General features: G+C 60.5%; 6 protein-coding genes. 5 read left to right on the forward strand and 1 reads right to left on the reverse strand.

Going from position 1 to position 11518, the window contains the following annotated elements:
• Positions 1-169: 169 nt before the first annotated feature.
• From ACEQFP_RS04055 to htpX, 5 genes are all read left to right on the forward strand, one after another.
• A complete protein-coding gene (locus tag ACEQFP_RS04055; protein ID WP_005286254.1) occupies positions 170-661 on the forward strand; it encodes a GAF domain-containing protein in 492 nt (163 codons plus the stop codon).
• A 101-nt stretch (positions 662-762) separates the two neighbouring features.
• Positions 763-1467: an RNA chaperone ProQ gene (proQ, locus tag ACEQFP_RS04060; protein WP_005286251.1), complete on the forward strand. Its 705-nt coding sequence runs from the start codon at positions 763-765 to the stop codon at positions 1465-1467.
• Between the two features lie 19 nt (positions 1468-1486).
• Positions 1487-3529: a carboxy terminal-processing peptidase gene (gene prc, locus ACEQFP_RS04065; protein WP_005286247.1), complete on the forward strand. Its 2043-nt coding sequence runs from the start codon at positions 1487-1489 to the stop codon at positions 3527-3529.
• 512 nt (positions 3530-4041) lie between these two features.
• Complete coding sequence (locus ACEQFP_RS04070) at positions 4042-6069, forward strand: alpha-amylase (RefSeq protein ID WP_370558348.1); 2028 nt, start codon at positions 4042-4044, stop codon at positions 6067-6069.
• Between the two features lie 225 nt (positions 6070-6294).
• Entirely contained in the window at positions 6295-7182 is an 888-nt protein-coding gene (htpX, locus tag ACEQFP_RS04075; RefSeq protein ID WP_005294266.1) for a protease HtpX, read from the forward strand.
• A 368-nt stretch (positions 7183-7550) separates the two neighbouring features.
• Here htpX and putA read toward each other — a convergent pair whose 3' ends face one another.
• A complete protein-coding gene (gene putA, locus ACEQFP_RS04080) occupies positions 7551-11498 on the reverse strand; it encodes a trifunctional transcriptional regulator/proline dehydrogenase/L-glutamate gamma-semialdehyde dehydrogenase (protein WP_370547496.1) in 3948 nt (1315 codons plus the stop codon).
• Positions 11499-11518 lie beyond the last annotated feature (20 nt).

Here is an 11518-nt window from a genome sequence, read left to right on the forward strand (position 1 = left end):
CGAGAAGCTGGTATACAACTGTGACGCGAACCGTAAATAAATATACATTGTGTTACCGCTTAAGACGAAGCCATTCGGCTTTTCGCTTGTGTGTTGTCGCATTTAATGCTTACTTTATGCAAGGTTCGCCGCGCTATTTAATCATTCCCCGGTAGTGATAGAGAGGATCATGAGTAAACACACGTTTTATGCCGAGCTAACCCGCGATCTCAGCGCGCTGTGCAGCGGCGAATTTAACACCATCGCGACCTTGTCCAACGTCAGTGCGTTATTGTTCGAGCGTCTACCGGCGGTGAATTGGGCCGGTTTTTATTTTGTGGATGGGCAGACATTGGTATTGGGGCCGTTCCAAGGCAAGCTGGCCTGTGTCCGTATCCCCCTCGGGCGCGGCGTCTGCGGTCATGCCTGCGCCAGCAGCCAGGTGGTGCGTGTCGGCGATGTGCATGCCTTCGACGGTCATATCGCCTGTGATGCAGCGAGCAACGCGGAAATCGTGCTGCCGTTAGTGGTCGCCGGACGTACGATCGGGGTGCTCGATCTCGACAGCACACAGTTTGAGCGCTTCGACGACGAGGATGAAACGGGGCTGAAAGCCGTGGTGGAGGCGCTCTGCCAGCACCTGGCGCACTGCGACTGGGCAAAATTTGTGACTTTTGCGTAAGGTTGTGGTGCGGATGGCATGGCATTTGGCGGTAGCCTCATTATAATGACGCCTGTTCATGCCATCGCTGGTTGGCAAACCCGTTGTAATCAGGAAATTTCATGGAAAATCAACCAAAGTTGAACAGTAGTAAAGAAGTCATCGCCTTTTTGGCTCAACGTTTCCCTCAGTGCTTTAGTGCCGAGGGTGAAGCCCGCCCGCTGAAGATCGGTATCTTTCAGGACCTGGTCGCGCGTATGCAGGGGGAAGAAAACGGCCTGAGCAAGACTCAGCTACGTTCAGCACTCCGTCTTTACACATCCAGCTGGCGCTATCTGCACGGGGTAAAACTGGGTGCAGAGCGTGTCGATCTGGATGGCAACGCCTGTGGCGTGCTGGATGAGCAGCATGTCGAACATGCGCGCCAGCAGCTGGAAGAGGCTAAGGCTCGCGTCCAGGCTCAGCGTGAAGCGCGTAAGCGTGAAGCCGCCGAGAATGGCGAGAAGCGCGAACCGCGCCGTCCTCGTCCGGCCGGTAAGAAGCCGGCTATGCGCCGCGACGCCGAGCAGGGTAATAAAGAGCCGCGTAAACCGCGCAGCGCCAAGAGCGCGCAAGAGCGTAAGCCGCGCGTGGCTCACGAGGCCGCAGAACAGCGCGCCACGCCAGTAACGTCGTTGGAGCAGCTGCATCTGGGGCAAACCGTGAAGGTGAGCGCCGGGAAAAATGCCATGGAGGCATCCGTACTCGAAATCACCAAAGACGGTGTCCGCGTCCAGCTGTCCAACGGTCTGGCAATGATTGTACGCACAGAACACTTGCAGTTCTGATACGGAGGCCAACCCAGGCATGAACAATTTTTTCCGGGTATCGGCAATCGCGCTCTCGCTGGTTGCGGGTACCGTTTTTGCAGCGGACGAGGCGGTCAATGACGCCGTCCATCTGCCCCAGTTGCATCAAGAGCCTCAGCATGCAACGGTCAGCGAGCGGGTCACCGCTCGCTTTACCCGCTCTCATTATCGCCAGTTTGATCTCAACGCAGACTTCTCGAAGAAGATCTTTAATCGCTACCTCAACATGTTGGACTACAACCACAACGTGTTTTTGGCCTCGGATATCGCGCGTTTTCGCGACGATGAAGGCAAACTGGGCGATCAACTGCGTAGCGGCCAATTGGATACGGCCTATGCGCTGTTTAACCTGTCGCAACAGCGCCGCCTGGAGCGTTATGAATACGCCCTGAGCCTGTTGAAGAAGCCGATGAGCTTCGATGGCAGCGACACCATCGATATCGATCGTAGTAAGGCAGCGTGGCCGACCAGCGTGGCCGAGCTGGATAAACTCTGGTACGCCAAGGTGAAGTATGACGCGCTGAATCTGAAGTTGGCGGGGAAAGATTGGCCGGAGATCCAGAAGATCCTGACCAAACGCTACCAGTTCGCCATCAAGCGTCTGACCCAGAGCAACAGCGAGGATGTCTTCCAGCTGTTTATGAATGCCTTCGCGCGCGAGATCGATCCGCATACCAGCTATCTGTCACCGCGGAATACCGAGCAGTTTAACACCGACATGAGCCTGTCGTTGGAAGGCATCGGTGCGGTATTGCAGCAGACGGAAGATGATTACACCCAGATTAACTCGATGGTGGCCGGGGGACCGGCGGCTAAGAGCAAGGTCTTGAAGGTCGGCGATCGCATCGTGGCGGTCGGCCAGCCTGGGAAGCCAATGGTCGACGTGATCGGTTGGCGCCTGGATGACGTGGTGGCCCTGATCAAGGGGCCGAAGGGCAGCAAGGTTCGCCTGGAGATCCTGCCCGCCGGTAAAGGCACCAAGACCCGTATCGTCACCCTGACGCGTGAACGTATTCGCCTGGAAGATCGGGCGGTGAAGATGAGCGTGAAGACGGTCGACGGCCATAAGATTGGGGTGTTGGACATTCCTGGCTTCTACGTCGGCCTGACGGACGATGTGAAGGTGCAACTACAGAAGTTGGAGAAACAGCACGTTAGCGCCATCGTCATCGATCTGCGTGGCAATGGCGGCGGTGCCCTGACCGAAGCGGTCTCCCTCTCTGGGCTGTTCATCCCGAGCGGGCCGGTGGTGCAGGTGCGCGATAACATCGGTAAGGTGCGTGAGGATGCCGACAACGACGGCGTGGTGTACTACAAGGGGCCACTGGTGGTGTTGGTTGACCGCTTCAGCGCCTCCGCCTCGGAGATCTTCGCCGCCGCGATGCAGGATTATGATCGGGCGTTGATCGTGGGCGAGCCGACCTTTGGCAAGGGCACGGTGCAGCAGTATCGCTCGCTGAACCGTATCTACGATCAGATGCTGCGTCCGGAGTGGCCGGAGCTGGGATCGGTGCAATACACCATCCAGAAGTTCTACCGTATCAACGGTGGCAGTACTCAGCGTAAGGGCGTCACCCCGGATATCGTGATGCCGACCGGCGTTGACCCGGCGGATACCGGTGAGAGCTTCGAAGACAATGCCTTGCCGTGGGATAGCATTCGTGCCGCCGAGTATACCAAGGCCGGGGATGTGCAACGTTTCGACCCGCAACTGTTGGTGTTGCACGATGCACGCATCGCCAAGGATCCCGAGTTCCAGTATATCGAACAGGATATTGCGCACTACAAGGCGTTGAAGGCCCGACGTAACATCGTCTCGCTTAACTACGCACAGCGTGAGAAAGAGAATAAAGAGGACGATGCCGTTCGGCTCCAGCGCATCAATGCGCGTCTGAAGCTGGCGGGTAAGAAGCCGATCAGCTCGCTGGATGATATTCCGAAGGATTATCAGGAGCCGGATCCCTACCTGAACGAGACGGTGAAGATCGCCGAAGACTTGGCCCAGTTGGAGCAGCAGAACGCGAAGGCGTCCCAGGGGTAAGCGACGGCATCCATGATGTCATCTACCGAAAGCGCGGCCAAGGCCGCGCTTTTTTATGCCGGCATTAACATCCCCACCGATGGAGGAGGACAGCAACCGTTTTGGGCTGTGCTTATTGTCTTGGACGTTAACGCGCTCAGAACAGGCAAAGACGTTGTGTGAGGCCCCTATGGGGCGTTATCAATACCACCTGTATAGTCGGTTTTTTTTTACCTTTTGAGTTCTTCCTGCGAGGTTAGGGGGCCGTCATCGCGCTAGCACGTCGGGCGGTTAGCGGGGCGCACCCTCGCTCTCTTCTGCGTTGATAGGCTCGGCGATCGCCTGCGCAGCCATTCCCGCCTGGTTATGCGTCCCAGAGCGCTTACGCAATATCGCGAGAAGGCCTCACATCTGGCCGATGGCCGGATGACGCGCACGCGCTCTCCACCCCCGTTGTCCTCCCTGCATGGGGAGGAGCACAGCCGCGGCGGCGACTGGCACACTGTGACGCATCCCTGTCATAGGAGCCGACGATGAAATATCCCTTCCTCTGTGCATTACTGATCCCGGGGGCGGTGTGGGCCGATTGGCACGCCCCCGATTTCCCGCTGTTTACCTCTTCCGCGGAGGGGGTGTTCAGCGCCGAGCACACCCTGGAGAAGGGGCATGCCGCGCTACGCCTCTATCAGGGCGATCGTTGCTGGCAACCCGCCGAGGCTATCCGCCTGAATCAGACGCTTTCGTTGGCACCCTGCCAGGGGGAGGCGCCGGACTGGCATCGTTATCGCGCCGGGCTGTATCAGGCGCGCATCGATACGCGCTCCGGCACACCGACGCTGACACTTTCGGTACACCCCCAGGCGACGACGAAACTCGCCGTGCGCCGTTGTCCGCGTTGGAATGGCGATGCGCTGACGGTGCCCGTCGCGGGTGCCTTTGCCGATGGGACGTCGGTCCGGGATTTCTACAGCGGCCAGATCGTGCCTGTCAAGCAAGGGACGGTCACCTTGCAGCCGGCGGCGGGTAGCAACGGCCTGCTATTGCTCGAGTCCGCCGAGACGCGTGGGCCGGCGGCATTCGACTGGCACAATGCGACGGTCTATTTCGTGCTCGTCGACCGTTTCGCCAACGGTGATCCGAGTAACGATAATAGCTATGGTCGCCATCGGGATGGCCTGCAGGAGATTGGCACCTTTCATGGCGGCGACTTGCGGGGGTTGACCGCGAAGCTCGACTATCTCCAGCGCCTGGGGGTCAATGCATTATGGATCAGCTCCCCGCTGGAGCAGATCCATGGCTGGGTCGGTGGTGGTGCGAAAGGGGACTTTCCGCACTATGCCTATCACGGCTATTACCCCCTGGATTGGACCCGTTTGGACGCGAACATGGGCAGCGAACAGGATCTGCGTGCCCTGGTGGATGGGGCGCACCAACGCGGTATCCGGGTCTTGTTCGATGTGGTGATGAACCATACCGGCTACGCCACCCTGGCCGATATGCAGCAGTATCAGTTTGGCGCGCTCTATCTTAAGGGGGCGGCGCTACAGCAGACCTTGGGTCAGCACTGGGGGGATTGGCGCCCAGGCGCGGGGCAGAATTGGCATAGCTTTAACGATTACATCGATTTCGGTGATAGTGCCGCCTGGGAACGGTGGTGGGGCAAGGGCTGGGTACGTAGCGATATCGGCGACTACGACGCTCCCGGTTTCACGGATTTCACCCTGTCGCTCTCCTTCCTGCCGGATGTCAAGACCGAGTCGACGCAGGCGGTTGGGTTACCGAATTTCTACCGCAATAAGGCCGATACGCGTGCCGTGGCCATTCCCGGCTATACCCCGCGTGACTACTTGACGCATTGGCTCAGTCAATGGGTCCGTGAATATGGCATCGATGGTTTCCGGGTCGACACGGCAAAGCATGTCGAGCCGGCGGCGTGGCAGCAGTTGAAAAACCAGGCCAGCGCCGCGTTGGCGGCGTGGAAACAGGCCCATCCGCAACAGGCGCTGGACGATGCGCCTTTCTGGATGACCGGTGAGGCCTGGGGGCATGGCGTGATGCGCAGCGATTACTACCGTCACGGCTTCGATGCGATGATCAACTTCGACTACCAGGAGCAGGCTGAGCAGGCGGCGGACTGCCTATCCAACATCGATCCGCTGTGGCAGCAGATGGCGCAGAAGTTACAGGCGTTCAACGTGCTCAGCTACCTGTCGTCGCATGATACCCGTCTCTTTCGCGGCGCGGGCAGTCGGGCCGCCGAGTTGTTACTGTTGACGCCGGGGGCGGTACAAATCTTCTACGGTGATGAGAGCGAGCGTCCGTTAGGGCCGAGTGGCTCGGATCCGTTGCAGGGTACCCGCTCAGACATGAACTGGGCGGACCTCGATGGCAAAGCGGCGGTGACGCTCGCGCACTGGCAGAAGCTTGGCCAATTTCGGGCCCGTCATCCGGCTATCGGCAAGGGGCGCCAGATCGCCGTGCCATGGCCGCAGGGCTATGCGTTTATCCGCGATGATGGGCGAGATCGCGTGATGGTGGTCTGGGCCGGGAAACGGGAGTAGAGCCCGCCAATTTGTTACAAAACTTTCCCGATGTTGCCCGCCGACTTGGCGGGCAACTAGTTGATTTCTTCGGATGGTGTGTAAAACTTAACCTGTTAAGGTGGCGAAAATGTAAAGTTTTGTTTCTTTGCCGTCTTATCGAGCCATAACCCTTGAAACCCGCGTAGATGGCCTTACCATCTGATCATCGCATAGGGCGAGATGTTTGAGAGGATTGACAACGATATGATGCGTATTGCTTTGTTCCTGTTGACTAACCTGGCAGTGATGCTGGTGTTCGGTCTGGTACTGAGCCTGACCGGCATTCAGTCCAGCAGCGTGCAGGGACTGATGATCATGGCGCTGCTGTTTGGCTTTGGCGGCTCTATTGTCTCGCTGCTAATGTCTAAATGGATGGCGCTGCGCTCCGTCGGGGGCGAGGTGATTGAACAGCCGCGTAACGAAACCGAACGCTGGCTGATGGAGACGGTGCGCCGTCAGGCCCAACAGGCGGGCATCGGCATGCCGCAGGTGGCCATCTATCATGCGCCGGATATCAACGCCTTCGCGACCGGCGCGCGGCGCGATGCATCCTTGGTCGCGGTGAGTACCGGTCTGCTACAGAGCATGAGCCGTGACGAGGCCGAGGCGGTGTTGGCCCATGAGATCAGCCACGTGGCGAATGGGGACATGGTGACCATGACCCTGGTGCAGGGGGTGGTGAACACCTTCGTTATCTTCATCTCGCGTCTGATCGCTCAGGTGGCGGCGGGGTTCCTCTCCGGCAACCGTGATGAAGGGGAAGGTGAGAGCAGTGGCAACCCGATGATCTACTTCGCGGTCTCGATGGTACTGGAGCTGGTGTTCGGTATTCTGGCAAGCATCATCACCATGTGGTTCTCGCGTTATCGCGAGTTCCGCGCCGATGCCGGCTCGGCCAATCTGGTTGGGCGTGAGAAGATGATCGCGGCGTTGCAACGCCTGAAGACCAGCTACGAGCCGCAGGAAGCGGGCAGCATGATGGCGTTTTGCATCAACGGGCGCGGCAGCCGTTCCTTTGGTGAGCTGTTCCTGTCGCATCCGCCATTGGATAAGCGTATCGAGGCGTTGCGCAGCGGCCAGTATCTGAAGTAATGCGCACGCGTGTCCCGCTTCGGCGTGACGTGACGAGCTAAGGCAAAAGTACCGCTCACCGCATGGGGGCGGTATTTTTTTGCGTGCAAGGTCAGGTCGCGTGTGGGGTGAGATGCCATCCGTGAGTGGCGCCCCTAAAGGTGCGTCATCGGGGCAGACGTTTACCGGATGGGCTGCAGTGCACTGGTCGGATGAAGTATCGCTAGGCGGGAGGCGCTAGCGTGAGTGTGAGCGTCTCCTCGGCGGGGGGCGCTAACGTGAGCGGGGGGCTTAGGGAGGCGATGGGGATGACTTCGCCGCGCTATGGCCCGACGCCAGTGGTCGCGACGTCGGGCCTGGGGCGCGCCAAGATGGCGCGTAGGGCGGGGTTAACTCAGGGTCATCAGGCTGGCGTTGCCGCCGGCCGCCGCGGTATTGATACTCACGGCACGTTCATGAAGCAGTAGTTCCAGCCGCAGTTGGGTTTCACCGTGGGCCCAGCCTTGCAGCGAGACGATGGCGCCACTCCGGGCGGCAATCTGCCCGTTGAGGGTACGCAGTTGATCGCTGTCGCCATGGTAGATCGCCGCGTCGAATGGCTGTGCCATCAGCGTGTCCGGTGCGCTGAGTGTGATGCGTGCTGCAACCGTCGGCGGGAGATCCCGCAGTAGCGCACTATGCAGCGGCGTGTCTGGCCAGATGACCTGACAGCCGACCGCCATCACCGCCGCTAGTTGGATCAGCGCGTCGCCCTCGTTGCTGGCCATACATAACACACGTTCGCGTGGGACGAAGATCAGGGTGTTGCGTTCACCGGTCGGTCCGCTCAGCAGGCGAGGGGCGGTCAGACATTGATCGGCGTAGCGCTGACAAAGGATCTGCAGCGCCGGGCGATCGGCCGCCCAGTCGCTCAGGGCTTGCAACGGCGACGCTACCTCGGCTCGGTCGTCGTCCGGTTGAGCCGTGGTGGGAGCGGCAGCGCAGGCCAACACGTTTTCTGGGCTGCGGGCCAGGAGGCGGTAGAGATATAGCGGCCCCCCCGCCTTGGGGCCGGTACCGGATAAGCCCTCGCCGCCGAAGGGTTGCACACCGACGACGGCGCCGACGATGTTACGGTTGACGTAGATATTGCCGACATGGGCATTGCTGCTGACGTGGGCAATGGTCTCGTCGATACGCGAATGCACCCCGAGGGTCAGACCATAGCCCGAGGCGTTGATCTGAGCCAGCAAGGCATCCAACTGCTCGCGGCGGTAGCGCACCACGTGCAGTACCGGGCCGAAGATCTCCTGCTGCAATGCATCGAGGCTATCCAATTCGATTAGCGTGGGGGGCACGAAGGTGCCCCGGGCACGAGGTGGGGCATCGTCAGGTGAGTTATATGCCGCCTGGAATACCGGAAACCCCTTAGCCTGCATGGTATGAATATGTTGTTCGATACCGGCCTGCGCCTCGGCGTCGATCAGCGGGCCGATGTCGCAGCTCAAGCGCTCCGGGTTGCCCAGGCGGTATTCGGCCATGGCGCCGCGCAGCATGGTCAGGGTAGGGTCGGCGATCTCCTCTTGCAGGCAGAGAATGCGTAGGGCGGAGCAACGTTGTCCGGCGCTGTCGAATGCAGAGGTGACAACGTCACTTACGACCTGTTCGGTGAGCGCCGATGAGTCGACGATCATCGCGTTGATACCGCCGGTTTCGGCGATGAGTGGTATTGGCCGCCCCTGAGCATCGAGGCGATCGGCGATGGCGCGTTGTAATAGTTTGGCCACCGCCGTCGACCCGGTAAACATGACGCCGCGCACCCGCGGATCGTTGACCAATTGGCTGCCCACGGTTTCACCGCGTCCCGGAAGGAGTTGCACCACGCCCGCCGGAACGCCAGCCTGACGTAGGATGGCGATGGCCTGGGCGGCGATCAGCGGTGTCTGTTCGGCGGGCTTGGCCAGCACGCTGTTGCCGGCGGCCAAGGCGGCGGCGATCTGACCGCTAAAGATGGCCAGTGGAAAGTTCCACGGGCTGATACAGACGACGCATCCCAAGGGGCGATGGGTCTGGTTATCGAAGTTGGCGCGGATGTGTGCGGCGTAGTAGTGGAGGAAGTCGACGGCCTCACGGACCTCGGCGATGGCGTTGGCGAAGGTCTTGCCCGCCTCACGGATCAGGATCCCCATCAGCGTCGGCATCTGGCGTTCCATCAGGGTGGCGGCTCGCTCCAGGATAGCGGCCCGCGCCTGTGGCGGTGTGGCACTCCAGATAGGGGTATGACGCTGTGCATTCGCTAAGGCCTGCTCAACCTCCTGCTCACTGGCATCACGGGTATAGCCGACGATGTCGCTCGGATCGGCGGGATTCGGCAGGGGGCGTAGCTCGCCTTCGCTGCAAGGTTGTTCCAACAGGGGCAGCGCCACGAGTCGCTGATGGGCCGTGTTCAATAGGGCGCAGGAGAGCGACGCGAGACGCTGCTCATTGCTCAGATCCAGTCCCGCGGCGTTAACCCTTTCCGGCGCATACAGATCGCGGGGCAACGGGATCTTCGGATGGGGAAGCCCGGGACGCCCCTCTTGCGTCGTCAGGGCATCCACGGCGGCGACCGGATCGGCAACCAATTCCTCTAATGGCAAGCTGGCATCGGCGATGCGGTTGACGAAGGAGGTGTTGGCGCCATTCTCCAGCAGGCGGCGCACCAGGTAGGCCAATAGTGTCTCATGGGTACCGACGGGGGCGTAGATGCGGCAGGGGCGATTGAGCTTGCCATCGGCGACTTTGCCGACCACTTGCTGGTATAACGGCTCGCCCATACCGTGCAGACACTGGAATTCATATTGCCCGGGGTAGTAGTTCTGACCGGCCAGTTGGTAGATGGCGGCCAGGGTGTGGGCATTGTGGGTGGCGAACTGCGGGTAGATCAGATTGGGTACGCTCAAGAGTTTCTTGGCGCAGGCCAGGTAGGAGACGTCGGTATAGACCTTACGGGTGTAAACCGGGTAGCCCTCCAGCCCGTCGACCTGGGCGCGCTTGATCTCGCTGTCCCAGTAGGCCCCCTTCACCAGGCGGATCATCAGGCGGTGTTGGCTACGCGTGGCGAGATCGATCAGGTAGTCGATCACCCAGGGACAACGCTTCTGATAGGCCTGGATCACAAAGCCGATTCCGTTCCAGCCGGCTAACTCGGGCTCATGGCACAAGCGCTCCAACAGATCGAGGGAGAGCTCCAGACGGTCGGCCTCCTCGGCATCGATGTTGATCGCGATGTCATATTGGCGTGCCAGTAGGGTGAGCGACTTGAGGGTGGGGTAGAGCTCGCTCATCACGCGCTCATACTGGGCACGGCAGTAGCGTGGGTGTAGGGCGGAGAGTTTGATCGAGATCCCCGGCCCCTCATAGATGCCCCGCCCATTAGCGGCCTTGCCGATGGCATGGATCGCCTGTTGATAGGCGAGGAGGTAGGCCTGTGCATCGGCGTGGGTCAGCGCCGCTTCACCCAGCATGTCGTAGGAGTAGCTAAAGCCTTTGGCCTCTAAGCGTTCTGCGTTCGCCAAGGCCTCGGCGATGGTTTCACCGGTGACAAACTGCTCACCCATCAGGCGCATCGCCATGTCGACGCCCTTGCGGATCAGCGGCTCGCCGCTCTTGCCGATGATACGACTCAGGGCGTGGGCGAGATGGGTCTCGTTATGCGTGGCGACCAACTTGCCGGTAAACAGGAGCCCCCAGGTGGCGGCATTGACGAAGAGTGAGGGGCTACGGCCGAGGTGGGCCTGCCAGTTCCCGCCGCTGATCTTGTCGCGGATCAACGCATCACGCGTCGCCTTATCGGGGATGCGCAACAGCGCCTCGGCCAGGCACATCAACGCAACGCCCTCCTGTGAGGAGAGCGAGAACTCTTGCAGCAGGCTCTGTACCATACCCGCCCGTCCGCCAATGTTCTTCTGGTTACGCAGTTGCTGCGCGAGGCGGTAGGCCAGTTGATAGGCCCGCTCGGCGAGCGGGGCCGCTAGCCGGGCTTGTTCGAGCAGCATCGGTACGGCATCGGTTTCTGCACGGCGGTAGGCGGCGGTGATGTTGGCTCGTAACACCGACTGCGGCAGGATCTGTTCGGCGAAGCTCAGGAAAGGCTGATACGCCTCCGGCGATGACGTCGCCGTCTCGCCTGACGAGAGGGGCTCGAGGCCGGTGGTCGGGAGCTCCGCTGGTAGCTCACCCTGCTCCAGACGATCCAAATAGCTGAAGATGGCCTGCTTGATCAGCCAGTGCGGCGTACGGTCAATCTGCTTGGCCGCCGCCTTGATACGTTCGCGGGCGGCGTCATCGAGCTTGACTCCCATGGTTGTCGTTGCCATCTCATTCACTCCTTTTCGCT

Source organism: Edwardsiella sp. A.80236, assembly GCF_044540725.1.
GTDB lineage: Bacteria > Pseudomonadota > Gammaproteobacteria > Enterobacterales > Enterobacteriaceae > Edwardsiella > Edwardsiella tarda.

Coding starts and splice junctions, on each gene's coding strand:
- ACEQFP_RS04070 (WP_370558348.1), top strand. CDS start 4,042: ATGAAATATCCCTTCCTCTGTGCATTACTGATCCCGGGGGCGGTGTGG.
- htpX (WP_005294266.1), top strand. CDS start 6,295: ATGATGCGTATTGCTTTGTTCCTGTTGACTAACCTGGCAGTGATGCTG.
- ACEQFP_RS04055 (WP_005286254.1), top strand. CDS start 170: ATGAGTAAACACACGTTTTATGCCGAGCTAACCCGCGATCTCAGCGCG.
- prc (WP_005286247.1), top strand. CDS start 1,487: ATGAACAATTTTTTCCGGGTATCGGCAATCGCGCTCTCGCTGGTTGCG.
- proQ (WP_005286251.1), top strand. CDS start 763: ATGGAAAATCAACCAAAGTTGAACAGTAGTAAAGAAGTCATCGCCTTT.
- putA (WP_370547496.1), bottom strand. CDS start 11,498: ATGGCAACGACAACCATGGGAGTCAAGCTCGATGACGCCGCCCGCGAA.